This is a genomic window from Nitratireductor kimnyeongensis (assembly GCF_019891395.1).
Taxonomy (GTDB): domain Bacteria; phylum Pseudomonadota; class Alphaproteobacteria; order Rhizobiales; family Rhizobiaceae; genus Nitratireductor; species Nitratireductor kimnyeongensis.
Map to the genome: position 1 here is coordinate 3,724,362 of NZ_CP078143.1, position 18,162 is coordinate 3,742,523.

At 57.9% G+C, this 18,162-nt stretch carries 18 protein-coding genes; 2 read left to right on the forward strand and 16 right to left on the reverse strand.

The window, feature by feature from the left end; translation table 11 throughout:
* Positions 1-3: 3 nt before the first annotated feature.
* The 6 genes from KW403_RS17675 to KW403_RS17700 form a co-directional block, all read right to left on the reverse strand.
* Positions 4-804, reverse strand: a complete 801-nt coding sequence (locus tag KW403_RS17675) for a carbohydrate ABC transporter permease (RefSeq protein WP_223020717.1) — start codon at positions 802-804, stop codon at positions 4-6.
* On the reverse strand, positions 801-1,664 hold the full coding sequence (locus KW403_RS17680) for a carbohydrate ABC transporter permease (RefSeq protein ID WP_223020718.1): 864 nt from the start codon (positions 1,662-1,664) through the stop codon (positions 801-803). Before KW403_RS17680 ends, KW403_RS17675 begins: the two co-directional genes overlap by 4 nt.
* Positions 1,661-2,752: an ABC transporter ATP-binding protein gene (locus KW403_RS17685; RefSeq protein WP_223020719.1), complete on the reverse strand. Its 1,092-nt coding sequence runs from the start codon at positions 2,750-2,752 to the stop codon at positions 1,661-1,663. The genes KW403_RS17680 and KW403_RS17685 overlap by 4 nt, the downstream gene beginning before the upstream one ends.
* A gap of 9 nt (positions 2,753-2,761) precedes the next feature.
* Positions 2,762-3,844, reverse strand: coding sequence for an ABC transporter ATP-binding protein (locus KW403_RS17690; protein ID WP_223020720.1), 1,083 nt, complete (start codon positions 3,842-3,844; stop codon positions 2,762-2,764).
* Positions 3,837-5,396 (reverse strand): glycerol-3-phosphate dehydrogenase, encoded by a 1,560-nt coding sequence (gene glpD / locus KW403_RS17695; RefSeq protein WP_223020721.1) that lies wholly within the window; start codon positions 5,394-5,396, stop codon positions 3,837-3,839. Before glpD ends, KW403_RS17690 begins: the two co-directional genes overlap by 8 nt.
* A 100-nt stretch (positions 5,397-5,496) precedes the next feature.
* Positions 5,497-6,270, reverse strand: coding sequence for a DeoR/GlpR family DNA-binding transcription regulator (locus KW403_RS17700; protein ID WP_223020722.1), 774 nt, complete (start codon positions 6,268-6,270; stop codon positions 5,497-5,499).
* Between the two features lie 216 nt (positions 6,271-6,486).
* Between KW403_RS17700 and KW403_RS17705 the strand changes: the two genes are divergently transcribed.
* Positions 6,487-6,903 carry a DUF4864 domain-containing protein gene (locus tag KW403_RS17705; RefSeq protein WP_223020723.1) on the forward strand — a complete coding sequence of 139 codons (417 nt, stop codon included), beginning with the start codon at positions 6,487-6,489 and terminating at the stop codon, positions 6,901-6,903.
* Positions 6,904-6,938: 35 nt separating this feature from the next.
* Here the strand turns inward: KW403_RS17705 and KW403_RS17710 are convergent, their stop codons facing one another.
* From KW403_RS17710 to coaD, 9 genes are all read right to left on the reverse strand, one after another.
* Positions 6,939-7,667, reverse strand: a complete 729-nt coding sequence (locus KW403_RS17710; protein WP_223020724.1) for a proteasome-type protease — start codon at positions 7,665-7,667, stop codon at positions 6,939-6,941.
* 35 nt (positions 7,668-7,702) lie between these two features.
* Entirely contained in the window at positions 7,703-8,497 is a 795-nt protein-coding gene (locus KW403_RS17715; protein WP_223020725.1) for a transglutaminase family protein, read from the reverse strand.
* Positions 8,498-8,507: 10 nt separating this feature from the next.
* Positions 8,508-9,449 (reverse strand): alpha-E domain-containing protein, encoded by a 942-nt coding sequence (locus KW403_RS17720; protein WP_223020726.1) that lies wholly within the window; start codon positions 9,447-9,449, stop codon positions 8,508-8,510.
* Positions 9,450-9,460: 11 nt separating this feature from the next.
* Positions 9,461-10,870, reverse strand: coding sequence for a circularly permuted type 2 ATP-grasp protein (locus tag KW403_RS17725; protein ID WP_223020727.1), 1,410 nt, complete (start codon positions 10,868-10,870; stop codon positions 9,461-9,463).
* A gap of 151 nt (positions 10,871-11,021) precedes the next feature.
* A complete protein-coding gene (gene tgt / locus KW403_RS17730) occupies positions 11,022-12,152 on the reverse strand; it encodes a tRNA guanosine(34) transglycosylase Tgt (RefSeq protein ID WP_223020728.1) in 1,131 nt (376 codons plus the stop codon).
* Positions 12,149-13,225 carry a tRNA preQ1(34) S-adenosylmethionine ribosyltransferase-isomerase QueA gene (gene queA, locus KW403_RS17735; RefSeq protein ID WP_223020729.1) on the reverse strand — a complete coding sequence of 359 codons (1,077 nt, stop codon included), beginning with the start codon at positions 13,223-13,225 and terminating at the stop codon, positions 12,149-12,151. Before queA ends, tgt begins: the two co-directional genes overlap by 4 nt.
* 57 nt (positions 13,226-13,282) lie before the next feature.
* A complete protein-coding gene (locus tag KW403_RS17740; RefSeq protein WP_223020730.1) occupies positions 13,283-13,759 on the reverse strand; it encodes a peptidylprolyl isomerase in 477 nt (158 codons plus the stop codon).
* Positions 13,760-13,785: 26 nt separating this feature from the next.
* Positions 13,786-14,376, reverse strand: a complete 591-nt coding sequence (locus tag KW403_RS17745; RefSeq protein ID WP_223020731.1) for a peptidylprolyl isomerase — start codon at positions 14,374-14,376, stop codon at positions 13,786-13,788.
* 18 nt (positions 14,377-14,394) lie between these two features.
* A complete protein-coding gene (coaD, locus tag KW403_RS17750; protein ID WP_223020732.1) occupies positions 14,395-14,895 on the reverse strand; it encodes a pantetheine-phosphate adenylyltransferase in 501 nt (166 codons plus the stop codon).
* A 229-nt stretch (positions 14,896-15,124) separates the two neighbouring features.
* On the opposite strand from coaD, the gene KW403_RS19465 reads away from it, so the two are divergent.
* Positions 15,125-15,259 carry a hypothetical protein gene (locus KW403_RS19465; RefSeq protein ID WP_281425614.1) on the forward strand — a complete coding sequence of 45 codons (135 nt, stop codon included), beginning with the start codon at positions 15,125-15,127 and terminating at the stop codon, positions 15,257-15,259.
* 44 nt (positions 15,260-15,303) lie between these two features.
* Here the strand turns inward: KW403_RS19465 and gyrA are convergent, their stop codons facing one another.
* Positions 15,304-18,093, reverse strand: coding sequence for a DNA gyrase subunit A (gene gyrA / locus KW403_RS17755; protein ID WP_223020733.1), 2,790 nt, complete (start codon positions 18,091-18,093; stop codon positions 15,304-15,306).
* Positions 18,094-18,162: the final 69 nt, after the last annotated feature.

Here is an 18,162-nt window from a genome sequence, read left to right on the forward strand (position 1 = left end):
TCCTTACACGCGCCCTAGGGCAAAGCCCTTGGCGATGTAATTGCGTACAAACCAGATCACGATTGCACCCGGGATGATTGTCAGAACACCGGCGGCCGCCAGAAGACCAAGCTCGTAACCGGAGGTGCTCGCCGTGCGAGTCATGACGGCGGCAATGGGTTTGGCAGCCACGGAGGTCAGCGTCTTGGCCAGAAGCAGTTCCACCCACGAAAACATGAAGCAGAAAAAGGCCGTGACACCGATCCCCGACGCTATAAGCGGCATGAAGATCTTCACGAAGAAGCGTGGAAACGAATAGCCGTCAATATAAGCCGTTTCATCGATCTCCTTCGGCACACCCGACATGAAGCCTTCGAGAATCCAGACCGCGAGCGGAATGTTGAACAGGCAGTGGGCCAGTGCCACAGCCCACGGTGTGTCGAACAGGCCAACGGCGGAGTAGAGCTGGTAGAAGGGCAAGGCGAAAACCGCCGGCGGCGCCATGCGGTTGGTGAGCAGCCAGAAGAACAGGTGCTTGTCTCCAAGGAAACGATAGCGCGAGAACGCATAGGCGGCAGGCAACGCAAAGGCGACCGAAATTACAGTATTTATAAGGACATAATTGATGGAGCTGATGTAACCGTTATACCAGACCGGATTGGTCAAAATCTCCACATAGCTGTCGATGGTAAAGTTTTTGGGCCACGGGCTGAAGCCGCCGAGGATCTCGTTGGTCGTCTTGAAGGACATGTTCACGAGCCAGTAGATCGGCAGGAGCAGGAAGATGATGTAGAGCGTGGGAACGAGCCAGCGGGTCACTCTCATTGGTCCTCTCCCCGTGTCATCAGCGTGTAGAAGATCCAGCTCACCAGCAGTGTCATCAGAAAGTAGACGATGCTCATAGCGGCAGCGATACCGAGATTGAATTCCCCCAGAGCCGCCTTCACCAGATCGATGGACAGGAAGGTCGTGGCATTGCCCGGACCGCCGCCGGTGAGCACAAAGGGCTCGGTGTAAATCATGAAAGAATCCATGAACCGCAGGAGAATTGCGATGGTGAGAACGCGGTTCATCTTGGGCAATTGGATGTAGCGGAAGACCGACCAGCGCGATGCGCCGTCGATCTTGGCGGCCTGGTAATAGGCCTCGGGGATCGAACGCAAGCCGGCATATGCAAGCAGCACCACGAGAGATGTCCAGTGCCAGACATCCATCAACACCACGGTGAACCAGGCGGAGACAGGTTGGCGGGTGAAATTGTAAGGTATGCCGAGTGCATTCAATCCGTAGCCCAGAAGGCCGATATCAGGCAGGGCCATGATGTTCCACATCGCACCTACCACGTTCCACGGTATCAGCAGCGGCAGCGCCATCAGAACGAGGCAGACCGACACAAATGGGCCCGAGCGGGGCATGGTCAGGGCAATGGCGACACCCAACGGCACTTCGATCAACAGGATGATGCCGGTGAAGAGGAACTGCCGGAGCAGCGAGGCATGGAAGCGCTCCGAAGTGAGCACGTCCTCATACCATTTGACGCCTTCGAAGAAGAACAGATTGTTGCCGAAGGTCTCCTGAACCGAATAGTTCACCACCGTCATGAGCGGAATGATGGCGTTGAAGGCCACCAGCAGCAGGACCGGCAGGACGAGAAACCAGGCGCGGTTGTTCCATGTCTTGATCATGCCACCCCTCCCCGACGCGCGGAGACGGGCTCAACGCGCCATGAATCCGCATAGAGATTGATGCCTGCCGGATCGAAACTGATGTGGGGATCGCTTGGCAGGGCAGCACCTTCGGCGACAATTACCGCCACGGGCTGTCCCTCGATTGTCGCATGAACGATCTTTCGGCGACCGGTGTCTTCCACACGCACGATCTGCGCAGGGATGCCTTCTTCGCCGATGCGCACATATTCGGGCCGCACACCCAGCTCCATCTTCGCATCCCGCGTTTGCGGGATCTGCCCTTCGAGAGCGATAGCGTGGGGGCCGATATGGGCACCCTGCCCGTCGATCCGGACGGGAAGGACATTCATCCCCGGAGAACCAATGAAATAGCCGACAAAGGTGTGGTTGGGACGCTCGAAAAGCGCCTCGGGCGTGCCGATCTGAACGATCTCACCCTCGTTCATCACCACGACCTGATCGGCGAAGGTGAGCGCTTCGGTCTGATCATGGGTGACATAGACCATGGTGAAGGCAAAACGCCGGTGGAGCTCCTTCAACTGCGAGCGCAGCACCCATTTCATGTGCGGGTCGATCACAGTCAGCGGCTCATCAAAGAGAATGGCACTCACATCGGAGCGCACCAACCCGCGGCCGAGCGCGATCTTCTGCTTGTCATCGGCGGTGAGGCCCTTGGCCTTCTGGTCGGCACGGTCCGCCAGACCGATCATGGTGAGCGTTTCACGCACGCGCCGCTCGATCTCCTCGACGGCAACGCCGCGATTGCGCAGCGGAAAGGCGAGGTTTTGGTAGACCGTCATCGTGTCGTAGACGACCGGAAACTGAAACACCTGAGCGATGTTGCGATCTTCAGTGGAGAGGTCCGTCACAGTTCGACCATCGAACAGGATTTCACCCTCCGTGGGACGCAGAAGACCTGAAATGATGTTCAGAAGAGTGGTCTTGCCGCATCCCGATGGACCAAGCAGCGCATAGGCACCGCCGTCGTCGAAGGTGTGCTGAACCTTCTTCAGGGCATAATCATCATCACTTGCTGGATCTGGCAGGTAGGCGTGGCGGATGTTGTTGAGATCAATTCGCGCCATCGCCGCCTCCTATGCCGCCTGGCTCTCTTGTGATTCCACACAACCGCCTGCCGGATCGAATATCAGCATGTGGCGGGTGTCGATGAACACGTCGACGATCTGGTCAACCTCCAGACGGTGGATACCTTCCTCGAGCATCACCCAGCGATGACCAGCGAATTCCAAATGAACAAAACTCTCAGAACCGGTTATCTCAGTGACCGAGACCGAGGCCTTGACGGAAACCGCGCCGGGTTCCCTCGGCGTCAGAGAAAGGTGGTGGGGCTGGAAACCAAGCGTATAATTCCCATCGGGGGCCCGCATCCGGGATTCGGGAACCGGCACCTGGACATTCGCATCGAGGACGAACACCTCTCCGGCTTTGACTGCAGCCACGGTGTTCAGTGGCGGATCGGAGAAGGTCTGAGCTGTCACAAGGTCGACCGGTCGTCGAAAGACGTCGATCGTCGGACCGAACTGCGTCAGCCGCCCTTTGCTCAAGGTGGCCGTGTTGCCGCCAAGCAGCAAGGCTTCGCTCGGCTCCGTGGTCGCGTAGACAAAGATCGCACCGGAGGCGGCAAAGATCCTGGGCAGTTCCGCGCGCAATTCTTCGCGGAGCTTGTAATCAAGATTGGCAAGCGGCTCATCGAGCAAAACAAGCCTCGCTTCCTTGACCATGGCACGGGCGAGCGCAGTGCGCTGTTGTTGCCCACCGGAAAGCTCCAAAGGTGTGCGCTTGAGGTGGGGAGTCAGATACAGCAGTTCGGCTGCCCCGTGCACTTTCTCGTCGATCGTGTTTTTGTCGAAGCCCGCAACACGCAGCGGCGAGGCAATGTTTTCAAAGACAGTCATCGCCGGATAATTGATAAACTGCTGGTAGACCATGGCGACGCTTCGCTTCTGGACGGGGACGCCGGTCACATCCGCACCGTCCATCCAGACGCTGCCGCCGGTCGATCGGTCGAGCCCCGCCATGAGGCGCATCAAGGTGGTCTTGCCGGCGAGCGTGGGACCAAGCAACACGTTCAGCGTGCCGGGCTCAAGCTTCAGCGACACATCGTCGATATGCGTCAGGCCTGAATCGACCTTCGATACATTGCGCAGTTCAAGCATGTCCTCCCCCAGCGTTGGCCGCCTGGTCTTGCATTCCCGAAATGTTACGCATGTAATTGTCGACTTCTGCCGCCTCCTGCGACGTCAGCCACAATCCGCGCTTGGTCCTGCGCCAAAGCACGTCCTCACCGCTGACCGCCCATTCACGAGCTGCCAGATACCGAAGTTCGACCTCATAGAGATCAAGGCCGAAATGCCGCCCGAGATCATCGATCGACCGGGCCCCTCCCAAAAGATCGCGTGCACCCAGACCATACAATCTGATCAGTCGTGCCGCGCAGCTTCGCTCAAGGAAGGCATAGTCGCGCAAAAGCGCGTCAACCTGTTGTTCATAGCCATTGGCGGGAAAATCACCACCGGGCAGCACACCCGTCTCCGTCCACGGTTCTCCTTTTTTTCCGATCGCTTCGCCAATCTTCTCCAGCGCCGATTCTGCCAGTTTCCGGTAGGTGGTAATCTTGCCGCCGAACACATGCAGCATGGGCGCGCCCTCGCGCGCCGTCTCGGATTTCAGTACGTAGTCCCGCGTCGCCTCCTGAGCCTTCGAGGCACCGTCGTCAAACAGCGGACGAACACCGGAATACGTCCAAACGATATCGTCGCGCGTCACGGGCTCGGCAAAATACTCGCTTGCGGCAGCGCATAGATAATCGGTCTCGCGGTCACTGATGGCGACTTCCCTGGGATCACCATCATAGTCCTCATCCGTGGTGCCGATCAGCGTGAAATCTTCTTCATAGGGAATGGCGAAGATGATCCGGCCATCGGCATTCTGGAAAAAATAGGCGCGTGGATCGGAAAATTTTTGCCTGACAACGATGTGACTGCCCTTGACCAGCCGAACATTGTGAACGTCGTTCTGGCCCAGCACGCCTGAAATGACGTGATCGACCCAGGGACCGGCAGCATTGACGAGGTATCGCGCCCGCACCGTTTCCATTTCGCCCGTCAGAAGGTTCTGAATACGGATGTTCCAGATCCCGTTCTCGTCTTCAGCCGAAACGACCCGGGTGCGTATCCGAACGTCCGCTCCCCTATCAGCAGCATCGCGTGCATTGAGAACAACGAAGCGCGCATCATTGACCCAGCAATCGGAATACTCGAATGCCCGGCGGTAGGAAGCTTTCAGCGGCTTGCCGGCCGGATCGGTGCGCATGTCGAGCGTGCGAGTCTTCGGAAGCAGTTTCCGCCCGCCGATATGATCGTAGATGAAGAGCCCGAGACGCACGAGCCAAGCCGGGCGCAACCCCTTGTGCAAAGGCAATACAAAACGCATGGGCCAGATGATATGCGGCGCATTGCGCCACAGGATCTCGCGTTCCATGAGCGCCTCACGAACGAGACGAAACTCGTAATATTCCAGGTAGCGCAGCCCACCGTGAATGAGCTTGGTGGAGCCTGACGAGGTACCGCTCGCCAGGTCGTTCATTTCCGCCAGAAAGACGGAATAGCCGCGCCCCACCGCGTCTCGCGCGATCCCGCACCCATTGATTCCGCCGCCAATGACGAACACGTCAAAAATGTCAGAACGGACGGACTTGGAACCGGGCACACGTTTCTCCCTGCCTCGTGTTTGACAGGGATAGCCCTGCCCTGGAGACAAAAGAATTATTTCGAAAGAAAAGTGAATGTCAAACGAAAACCAATCTGCGTTAACATTCGGTCTCAATCAGCCGCACACCCGCATCCTCGCACAAGCCACGCATCGCAGGCAGTGGGCAACGATCTGTGATGAAGGTGTCGACCTGGGACAAGTGCCCGATACGGACCGGCGCGCCGCGTTCGAACTTGGTGGAGTCCGACACCAGAATCACATGCCGCGCATTTGCGATGATGGCCTGCGCCACCTTCACCTCGCGAAAGTCGAAGTCATAGAGCGCGCCATCCGGGTCAATCGACGAAACGCCGATGACCGCATAATCGACCTTGAACTGGCGGATAAAATCCACCGCCGCCTCCCCGACGACCCCGCCGTCAGACCCGCGCACCACGCCACCGGCGATGATGACCTCAAATGAGGGAAACACCCTCATCCTATTGGCAACGTTGATGTTATTTGTGATGACCATGAGCCCCTCATGATCTAGTAAAGCATCACTTACGGCCTCAGTCGTTGTGCCGATATTCACAAAAAGGGACGCTCTGTCAGGAATGATGCGCGCTGCGGCCTGACCGATTGCGCGTTTTTCTTCCGAGGCGATTTTGCGCCGCGCTTCATACTCCATGTTTTCTATACCGGAAGGCAGCAGGGCTCCCCCGTGGATCCGGGTCAGGAGGCGTCGATCACAAAGTTCATTGAGATCACGCCGTATCGTCTGCGGGGTAACACCGAAATGCTCGGCCAGATCGTCGACCAAAACCCGACCATGCTCCTTGGCCTGCTCGAGGATTTCAGACAACCGGGGCGTCAGGAAGGAAAGGTTCATCGCATTCTCAATTTTCGTTTTGAGGCATTTAAATCCAAAAACGAAAATCGAACAAGCTTTCCGCGACCGCAAACGCTCGGGAAACTCACTGTCGGCATCGGAGGTGCCATCACGCGTGAAACCATTTCCGCATGCATATCGTAACTTCAAGCTGAACTGAAAGGCGGGACTATCTCAGAAAAAAGCCGGACATACGCAGAAAAGGGAGACGGAGAAATGAAGAATTTCTTGCCAACACTCACGCTGACACTGCTTTCGCCTGCGTTCGTTTTCGCGGGCGAAGCAGAAATCCGCGCGACGCAATCCTCCATCAGAAGCCAGATCGAGGCGCTTCAGGCCGGTGAATATGGGCTGGCCTACAGCTATGCCGCGCCAAACATCAGGGAGCTGTTTCCCACGGTCGAACAGTTCACCGACACGGTCACTCGTGGCTATCAACCGGTCTATCGTCCCCGCAGCTTCGCTTTTGGGAGGGCGATCGAACCGGATGCGACAACCGTTGTTCAGCGCGTGCTAGCGACGGGTCCGAACGGCAATAGTTATGAGGCAGTGTACACATTGCAACGACAGCCCGACGGCATCTATCGGATCTCAGCTGTCAGGTTGAGAGAGGCAAGAGACCTGGCGATCTGACGCGCGCAACAATATGAGCCGTATCGGCAGCGACCTTAGCGCTTGAAATCAGGGAGGCTTTTGAAAGCCCTTTTCAATGCGTCGGACCAGCCTTCCGAGATTTCCCGCAGATACGGATTGTCGGCTTCAATGCGCTTTTCGTAGCCGATTCGGAACGTATCGTTCTCGTAGTACAGAAGATCGATAGGCAGGCCGACGGACAGATTGGACTTCAGCGTGGAATCGAAGGAGACAAGCAGGAGCTTCACCGTTTCCTCCAGGCTCATGGTCGGGTCGAATGCGCGCACCAGAATGGGTTTGCCATACTTCGTCTCACCGATCTGGAAGAACGGCGTGTCGGCGCCTACCTCGATGAAGTTCCCCTCCGGATAGATGAGGAAGAGACGCGGTTCCATGCCACGGATCTGACCACCCAGAATGAAGGAAGCGCCGAACGCATCGGCACTCTGACCGGCCGGAGCCGACTGCCGAATGACCTCTTTGACGGTATCCCCTACCAGACGAGCTGCCTGATACATGGACGGGGTTTCGATCATGGAGGGCGTTCGCTCGTCGGGTGCCTTGGTGCGCTCATCTAGCAGGCTGATCACGGCTTGCGTGGTTGCCAGATTGCCTGCCGAAAGCAACACCAGGACGCGATCATCCGGCTTTTGCCAGCAATGCATCTTGCGGAAGATGGAGATGTTGTCGACGCCGGCATTCGTCCGCGTGTCGGACATGAACACCAGGCCGTGATGCGTTTTCAGCCCGACGCAATAGGTCATCTGGACCGTGCCTCATTCAGATTCGTTCAGTAAGACTACTGCTCCACCGTGATCTGAACCGCAAGCTCTTCCTGAGCCTGACCGACCCTGATCCCCATCACCGGCATCGCATCGCGGTAATCACGCCCCGTTGCCACACGCACATAGCGGTGGTCTGCCGAAATACCGTTGGAGCAGTCAAAGGCGACCCATCCCAGACCGTCAAGATAGGCTTCGGCCCAGGCATGGCTCGCTGCCTGTTCGTCGCTGTCATCCATACGCAGATATCCGCTTATGTACCGCGCGGGAAAACCCATCAATCGGGCGGTCGTCAGAAAAATATGCGTGTGATCCTGACAGACCCCCTCGCCGTTTGCGAGGGCCTCCTCCGCCGTCGTGGCCGCATCCGTGGCGCCGATCCGATAGGCAACGCGCTCGCGCACTTCGTTCATCAGTGCATGCAACCTTTCCACATCGGTGCCGCCGGCAATGTCGCGCACCAGCGCTGATATTCCGCGCCCGACCGTGCATAGCGGGGTTTGCTGACCAAAGAGCCATAATGGAGCGAGCCCCTGATGCTTGCCCGTGACCCCCGCAGTATCACGGGTTTCCACAACACCCGACGCTTCAAGAACGATCGTGTGCTGCCCGCCTTCTATGCTTACGAGCCGGGTATCATTCCCGAACCCGTCGATGAATTGCGCTTCCTGTGTGGCGCCCTCGATATTGAGCGACCACTCGAGAACATCCTGGGTCGGACCACTTTGAGGACACAGCCGAAGGCGCTGCAACGCGTAGGAGAGAGGCGCGTCATAGCGGTATTCCGTGCGGTGCGTAATTTTAAGACGCATCGGACTACCCTTAATAGAAGCGAAAATCTGCCGCGATCTGATTGCCCAAAGCGGCATTGTCGCGGATGAAATCGCTCAAAAACTCATGCAAGCCCTCATCGAATATATCCGAAACTGCGGCCATTTTCAGTTTCTCGAATTTGGCGTCGGCCATCTCATTACACCGTTGCCGCACACCATATTCATCCGCCATATAGTCCAGAGAATCGCAGATCTGCCGGTAACAGAATGCCAGGGAACGCGGCATACGCCGGTTCAATATGAGATAATCGGCGATGTTCGCAGGGTTGAAATCCCCTTCATGGGTCCAGCGGTATGACCGCAAGGCGGAGACCGAACGCAAGATCGTTTGCCACTGGATATTGTCGAGCGAGGAACCGACCCAAGTGGCCGATGGCAAAAGCACATAATATTTGACATCGAGTATGCGGGAGGTGTTGTCGGCGCGCTCAATCATCGTACCCATTTGCGCAAAATCGAAGATCTCGTTGCGCAACATGGTGCCCTGAAACGCACCGCGAATGAGTGCGGTTTCGCGTTTGACCGCATCAAGAACGGCAGGCAGATCCTGCTCGTCCACGCGTCGCTTGAGCATACGATGCATGGCCATCCACGCTTCATTCACACTCTCCCAAGTCTCCCGCGTGAGCGCTGTTCTCACCATCCGCGCATTCATCCGCGCCGTATCGATGGACGAGAGAACACTCGACGGATTGCCGGTGTCCCGGAGCAGGAAGTTTGTGACCGTGGCCGTATCGAACGTATCGTTGTCCTGTTCAAACACATCACGCACACCGGCGCTCGTGAGAACCGAGGCCCATTCGTCGGATGAGGCGCTTGTCTCTGTCAACGCCAGCCTCAGCCCGGTGTCGACCAGACGCGCCATATTCTCCGCCCGCTCGATGTAACGGGCCATCCAGTAAAGACCGTTGGCTGAACGTCCAAGAAGCATGTCAACGCGCCCTAATCATCGAGAACCCAGGTATCCTTTGTCCCTCCTCCTTGTGAGGAGTTGACCACGAGGGATCCCTTCTTCAACGCCACCCTTGTAAGCCCACCCGGCACGATCCGAATGCGATCCGACACGAGAACGAAAGGACGCAGATCCACATGGCGTGGAGCCAGGCCCTTGCTGGTAAGGATCGGACAGGTGGAAAGCGATAGCGTCGGCTGGGCGATATAGTTTTTCGGGCGGGCCTTCAGTTTCTTTGCAAAGGCCGCCCTCTCCTTCTTCGAAGCGGCAGGCCCCACAAGCATCCCATATCCGCCTGATCCATGGACTTCCTTGACGACCAGTTCGTCCAGATGCTCCAGAACATAGGCGAGGCTGTCCGGCTCCGAGCAGCGCCAGGTGGGGACATTGGGCAAAATTGCCTTGCGACCCGTATAGAACTCCACAATCTCCGGCATATAGGAATAGATCGCCTTGTCGTCGCAAATCCCGGTCCCTGGAGCGTTCGCGATTGTGATCTTGCCGGCCCGATAGACATCCATGATGCCCGGCACTCCGAGGACAGAGTCCGGCCGGAAGGTCAACGGATCGAGATAGTCGTCGTCAATCCTGCGATAGAGAACATCAATACGCCGGTAGCCCTGTGTGGTTCGCATGGCCACATGGCCATCCACCACACGGAGATCCGATCCCTCCACGAGCTCCACACCCATCTGGTCCGCCAGGAACGCGTGCTCGAAATAGGCTGAATTGAAGCTTCCGGGTGTCAGGACGGCGATGGTCGGTTTTCCCTCGCAAAGCTCCGGCTTCACGCGAGCCAGAGAATCGCGAAGGAGCTGCGGGTAGTTCTCGACGGGCCGCACCTTCACCTGTTGAAACAGCTCCGGAAAGAGCTGCATCATCGTTTCCCGGTTTTCCAACATATAGGAGACCCCGGAGGGGGTGCGGGCATTGTCTTCCAGAACGAAGAAGTCATCTTCCCCGGTCCGAACAATGTCGACGCCGGTGATGTGGGTATACACCCCTCCAGGTGGTTTCACGCCGATCATTTCCGGCAAGAACGCCTCATTTCCAGAGATGATCTCGCGGGGTATGCGCCCTGCGCGCAGAATTTCCTGTCGATGATAGATGTCTTCCAAAAACGCATTGAGCGCCTGAACACGCTGCTCTATCCCCTGGACGAGTCGGCGCCATTCCTTGCCCGAAATGATGCGTGGAACGATGTCGAATGGGATCAGTCGCTCCGCCGCCTCCTGATCGCCATAAACCGCAAAGGTGATCCCCGTTCTTCGGAAAACCCGTTCCGCGTCGCCCGCCTTCTGCTTAAGGCGTTTGGCGTCCTGCCGGTCAAACCAGCTCTGGTAATCTTCGTAGGGATTTCGGGCCTGGCCCCCCAGGCGCATCTCGTCAAATGCCGTCAAGAAATGCTCCTTTCTGAGGCATTTCAACGGGGAAGCCGGAAAAAAGCAAGGTGTTTCTAAATGTTACGGCGGTTCGAGCAGAGAAAGGAGGGCGATGCCCAATTCCTACGCTCCAGATCGGCGGCCTTGCACACTCTTTGAGCAAAATTACTCAATGTGGCGGGATATCGCCCTCTTCCCAAGCAGCCCGGATCTCCGCTGAGCGTTTGGCAAAGCGTCCGGCTTCGATGGCATTCCGGATGTCTTGCATCAACGACTGGTAATAAGCGAGATTGTTCCAGGTCAGCAACATGCCGGCGAGTGACTCTCCCGCTTTGACCAGATGATGAAGATAGGCACGCGAATAATCCCGCGCAGCCGGGCAATCGCTTTCTTCATCCAACGGACGCATATCCTCGGCGTGGCGGGCATTCTTGAGGTTGATCTTGCCGCGCCGCGTGTAGGCGAGCCCGTGCCGGCCGGCTCGGGTGGGCATCACGCAATCGAACATGTCGATCCCGCGCGCGACTGATTGCAGGATATCGTCCGGAGTGCCGACGCCCATCAGATAGCGGGGCTTTCCGACCGGCAGCACCGGACAGGTGGCCTCGAGCATCTCGAGCATGACTGCTTGCGGCTCACCGACAGCGAGGCCGCCGACGGCATAGCCTTTCAGATCCATAGCAGCGAGAGCCTGCGCGGAACGCTCTCGCAAATGCGGTTTGTCTCCGCCCTGGACGATGCCAAACATCGCTTTTCCCGGTTGATCGCCAAACGCCGACTTGCAACGTTCCGCCCAGCGCAGGGACAACTCCATCGCACGTTCGATTTCGGCATCTTCCGCCGGCAATGCAATGCACTCATCAAGCTGCATCTGGATGTCCGAGCCCAGTAGCCCCTGTATCTCGATCGACCGCTCGGGCGACATCTCGAACACCTGGCCATCCACATGGGAGCGAAAAGTGACGCCTTTTTCGGTGATCTTGCGCAGGTCCGCCAGCGACATGACCTGAAATCCGCCGGAGTCTGTCAGGATCGGGTATGGCCAGCGCGCGAATGCGTGCAATCCGCCAAGCCGCGCCATCCGTTCGGCCCCCGGGCGCAGCATGAGGTGATAGGTGTTGCCGAGAATAATGTCCGCCCCCAGGTCGCGGACCTGATCCATGTACATCGCCTTGACGGTGGCTGCCGTCCCCACCGGCATGAAGGCCGGCGTGCGTATTGTGCCACGTGGCATGGAGATTTCACCACGCCGGGCATCACCGTCGGTCGCCAGAAGGCGGAAGATGAACTGGTCACTCACGACTGGTCGTCCCTGAAGAGCACGCTGGCATCACCATAGGAATAAAAACGGTATTCATTCCTGATTGCATGATCGTAGGCACGCTTCATGGTCTGCGTTCCACAGAAGGCTGAAACGAGCATGAAAAGCGTCGAGCGCGGAAGGTGAAAATTCGTCATCAACACATCGACGGTGCGAAAACGGTATCCAGGCGTTATGAAGATGTCGGTCGCGCCAGCCCATGCCTCCAGCTTGCCGGTGCGCTGTGATGCGCTTTCGAGAAGCCGCAAGGAAGTGGTGCCGACAGAAACGATGCGCCCGCCCCGCTCCCGAACCGCATTCAAGGCTTTCGCCGTGTCGGCCTCCACCTCACCCCATTCGGAGTGCATCTTGTGGTCATCGGTATCGTCAACCTTGACCGGGAGAAAGGTGCCTGCCCCCACATGAAGTGTTACAAAATACCGCTCGATGCCGGCCGCATCCAGCGCCTGCATCAGTTCAGGCGTGAAATGAAGGCCCGCCGTGGGCGCCGCAACCGCCCCCTCCTCTCGGGCATAAATCGTCTGGTAATCGACTTCGTCACGCTCATCTTCAGCACGTTTGCCGGCGATATAGGGCGGCAGCGGCATATGGCCGGCAGATGCGATAGCCTCGTCCAGAACCGGGCCCGAGAAATCAAACACCAGAAGTGCCTCGCCGCCCTCACCCTTTTCCGCCACCGTCGCCTCGAGCGTACCGAGGAAACAGCTTTCACCATCATGACCGAACTGAATCCGCTCGCCCACATTCACGCGCTTCGCCGGCTTCAGGAAAGCCCGCCAGCGGTCCGGACCTTCCCGCATGTGCAGCGTTGCCTCGATGCGGGCCTGAGCTTCGCCGCGCCGGCGCATGCCGCCAAGTCGGGCGGGAATGACTTTGGTGTCGTTGAAGACCAGGGCGTCCCCCGGCCGAAGTATTTCGGGAAGCTCACGGACCAAGTGATCGCCCAGGACACGGCCCTCAACCTTCAGAAGACGCGCAGCATCACGCGGATTGGCCGGTCTTAGCGCAATCCGTTCCTCCGGCAGATTAAAATCAAAGATGTCTACACGCATTACAAACCGGCCGGCCAACAGGATCGGGCGACGCTCCCGCCGCCCGGTCTCAACATTTTAGGCAACGTCTGCCGCGACACGCATGGAGAGGATGGAGTCGGGCTCCGAGACCGGCTCGCCACGCTTGATCTTGTCGATGCTGTCCATGCCTTCGGTCACCTGGCCCCATACAGAATATTGCCGATCCAGCCAAGGAGCCTTGTCGAAACAAATGAAGAACTGGGAGTTGGCCGAGTTTGGGTTCTGTGAACGAGCCATCGAACAGGTGCCGCGTTCATGGGCCATGTTCGAGAATTCGGCTTTAAGATCGGGCTTGTCGGACCCGCCCATGCCCGTTCCGGTTGGGTCTCCGGTCTGCGCCATGAAGCCATCGATAACGCGATGGAACACGATCCCGTCATAAAACTTGTCGCGGGTGAGTTCCTTGACGCGCTTCACATGTTCGGGGGCGACGTCCGGGAAGAGCTGGATCACGACCTTTCCTTTGGTCGTCTCCATAACGATGGTGTTTTCCGGATCCTTGATTTCAGCCATTCTTGTACCTTTCTTTGTCGACGCGGTTAATTCGAGCCGTCACTTGCCATGCGTGCGCTCAGGATCTTGTCTGGGTTCTGCACCATACCGTTCTGTGCCGCATCACCCTTCTTGATCGCATCGACCAGGTCCATGCCCGATTCGACCTCGCCGATCACCGTGTATTGTCCGTTGAGGTGCTCAGCTGGAGCAAACATTATGAAGAACTGCGAATTCGCAGAATTTGGATCCTGAGAGCGGGCCATTCCGACGGCACCACGTGCGAATGCAGCATTCGAGAATTCCGCCGGCAGGTTGGGTTTGTCTGAACCGCCGGTTCCGACCAGACGCGCATCGAAGCCATCCTCGACATCGCCATATTGTACATCGCCGGTCTGGGCCATGAACCCGTCAATGACGCGATGAAAAGCCACGTTGTCGTAAGCACCTTCCTCGACAAGCGCCTTGACCTGCTCCACATGCTTCGGCGCGAGATCAGGCCGCAACCCGATGGTCACCTCACCGCTTTTGAGCTTTAGAATCATCGTGTTTTCCGGCTCTGCGGCCGTAGCAGTTCCGAGCCCGGCAATAAGGCTACAAACCACGAGCGCAGACGAAGCAAGCTTGCGAAGCTGCATAAAACTCTCCTTTTGGTTTCAGGCGGGGAACTTGGCCTTAAGCGCAGCCAGTACAACGGACGGCACGAATGGCGCGATATCTCCGCCCATGGAAGCGATTTGACGGACAAGTGTGGCAGTAATGGTGCGCACGGACGGGCTGGCCGGCAAAAAAACCGTCTGCAGGTCCGGCGCCATGGTCTCGTTCATGCCGGCCATCTGCATCTCATAATCCAGGTCGGTACCGTCGCGCAGACCGCGGATCATGATCGAGGCACCGTGTTTGCGCGCAGCGTCGATCACCAGCTTGTCAAACGCCACGACTTCAATTCGTCCCGCGTCTTCGCCCAATTCGACCACCGCGGAACGCTCGATCAAGGAAACGCGCTCCTCATAGGTGAAAAGCGGCTTTTTCCCCGGATGAACGCCGATCCCGACGACCACTTTGTCGGCCACGGTCAACGCACCCTTGAGCACGTCGAGATGGCCGTTTGTCAGAGGATCAAAGGATCCTGCATAGAAAGCTTTTCGCTCGGTCATGCCGTGCTTTTATCCGTCTTGTCAGGCAATGGCAATTCGCCAATCGCCCCTTATGAGCACGGGACGGAACCGTTCCCGCAGAGAAAAATGAACCCCAACTGAACGCGTTGTTCAACAGCGGTTTGAACCAGATCGGCTAACCAAGACACCAATGGCTACGGGAGCGCCGAGCCGGAGAATGAAACCAAATGGCGGCTCTCTACGTTACTAAGCCAAAAGGAGACAAGCCATGCTGATCTTTACGCTCGCTGCCGCCATGACCGTCGCGATGCTCATTGCAACAATCGTTGGCCTTCATGAAGAGGCCAGCCGCATCAAGCTGGAAAACCGCGTTCGCAGTTCCGCCAACCGCCGCTTCCACTAAACCGGAACCGGAGCGGCAACAGAGTCGACGACACCGCGAGGGGGTCACTCTGCAGCGCCATCTCCCTGTTCCGCACCCGCTTCACCGACCACATCGTCATCGGTTAGAGGACCTTCTTCCTCGTCAGTCTGTGTTTCCGATATGCGCTCCACAGAAACCACCTTCTCGCCCTTCGCGGTATTGAAGATGGTTACCCCCTTGGTCGCACGACTGGCGATACGAATTCCATCGACTGGCACGCGAATGACCTGCCCGGCATTGGATACGAGCATGATCTGATCGTCCTGCTCGACCGGAAACGCGGCAATCAGAGGCCCGATTTCATCAGTCTTTGCGACATCGGTGGCCCGAATGCCCTTGCCGCCACGTCCCGTCACACGGAAATCATAGCTGGATGAACGCTTGCCATAGCCCAGTTCGCTAACGGTGAGGACCATCTGCTCACGCGCCTTGAGCTCTTCGAACCGCTCGGTAGACAGGCTTTCCTCTTCACCGACGTCTTCGTTGGTGAGAGCCACCTCTTCGTCTTCGTCGGACACCTGACGCCGCTCTGCAGCGGCCTGTTTCAGATAGGCTGCCCGCTCGGCAGGGCTTGCATCCACGTGAGCGAGGATGGCCATGGATATGACCCGGTCGCCTTCAGAAAGATTGATGCCACGCACGCCGATGGAGTTTCGACCGGCAAAGACACGGACATCGGTTACGCAGAAGCGAATGCACTGCCCCGATGCTGCCGTTAGAAGCACGTCGTCATCTTCCGTACATGTGAAAACGCCAAGAATTTCGTCGTTGGGATCGTCCAGCTTCATGGCAATCTTGCCATTGCGGTTGACCTGCACGAAATCCGAAAGCTTGTTGCGGCGCACCGTTCCACGGGTCGTCGCGAACATCACGTCCAGCGCACCCCAGCTGTCCTCGTCCTCGGGAAGCGGCATGATCGTGGTGATGCTTTCGCCCTCTTCGAGCGGCAGCATGTTGCGCAGGAACTTGCCCACCGACTGCGGTGTTCCAATTGGCAGGCGCCAGACCTTTTCCTTGTAGACGATGCCGCGCGAGGAGAAGAACAGGATGGGCGTGTGCGTGTTGGCCACGAACAGACGCGTGACAAAATCCTCGTCCTTGGTGGACATGCCCGAGCGGCCCTTGCCGCCGCGCGCCTGTGCCCGATAGATCGAAAGGGGCACACGCTTGATATACCCCTTGCGCGTGACCGTGACGACCATTTCCTCGCGCTGGATCAGGTCCTCATCGTCAAGGTCAGCGCCACCTTCCGTGATCTCTGTCCGGCGAGGTGTGCCAAATTCGTCACGGACGGCAATGAGCTCATCCTTGACGATTTGCTGGATCCGAGCGCGCGATGCCAGGATTTCCAGGTAATCGCTGATTTCCGCGCCAATCTGATTCAACTCGTCGGCGATTTCATCGCGACCGAGTGCCGTCAGGCGCTGCAGACGCAGTTCGAGAATTGCGCGAGCCTGCTCTTCGGAAAGATTGTAGGTGCCGTCATCGTTGATCCGATGCCGCGGATCGTCGATCAGAAGGATCAGCGCTTCCACGTCAGCCGCTGGCCAGCGACGCTCCATCAATTGCTCACGCGCTGTCTGCGGATCCGGCGCATGGCGGATAAGCTTGATCACTTCATCGATATTCGCAACGGCAATGGCCAGGCCAACCAACACATGGGCGCGGTCTCGCGCCTTGCGCAGAAGATATTTCGTACGCCGACTGACGACATCCTCGCGGAAATATACAAAGGCCTTGAGCAGATCGAGCAGGTTCATCTGCTCCGGTTTGCCGCCATTGAGCGCGACCATGTTGGCACCGAACGAGGTCTGCAGGGGCGTAAACCGGTAAAGTTGGTTCAAGACCACGTCGGCAACCGCATCGCGCTTCAGTTCCACCACAACACGGTAGCCCTGGCGGTCACTTTCGTCTCGAATGTCAGAGATGCCCTCAATGCGTTTGTCGCGCACCAGTTCGGCCATCTTTTCGATCATCGAGGCCTTGTTCACCTGATAGGGAATCTCGGTGATCACGATGGCTTCGCGATCGTTGCGCGCCGGCTCGATCGCGACCTTGCCGCGCATCATGATGGAACCGCGACCGGTCTCATAGGCGCTGCGGATGCCGGATCGTCCGAGGATCAGGCCTCCGGTGGGGAAATCGGGGCCCGGAATCAGCTCCTGCAGCTCAGGCAGGCTGATGGCCGGATTGTCGATCATGGCCACGCAGCCATTGATGACTTCCGACAGGTTGTGTGGAGGAATGTTGGTCGCCATGCCGACGGCAATGCCGCCCGAGCCATTGACCAGGAGATTGGGATAGCGCGCCGGTAGAACCTTGGGTTCGCTGCCGGAGCCATCATACGTGTCCTGGAAATCGACCGTTTCCTTGTCGATATCCTCGAGAAGCTCGTGAGCCCCCTTCGTCAATCGCGACTCGGTATAGCGCATCGCAGCAGGCGGATCGCCATCGATGGAACCGAAATTGCCCTGTCCGTCGATCAGCGGCAGGCGCATGGACCAATGCTGAGCCATGCGCACGAGCGCATCGTAGATCGCCGCATCGCCATGGGGGTGATACTTACCCATCACATCGGCGACAGGACGTGCCGATTTCACATATTTGCGGTTCCAGTGATAACCGCTTTCGTGAGAGGCGTAGAGAATGCGCCGATGCACCGGCTTCAAACCGTCGCGCGCATCCGGGAGAGCGCGGCTCACGATAACGCTCATCGCGTAATCGAGATAGGAGCGCTGCATCTCCTCGATGATGGAAATCGGCTCGATATCGTCGGGCTCGCCCGGTCCGGTCGGCGTTGTCTGGTCAGTCAAATCGGATCACACACAAAATAAGGAATCACTGACTTCTTATATATGAAGCGCCATTGATTCTCCAATCGG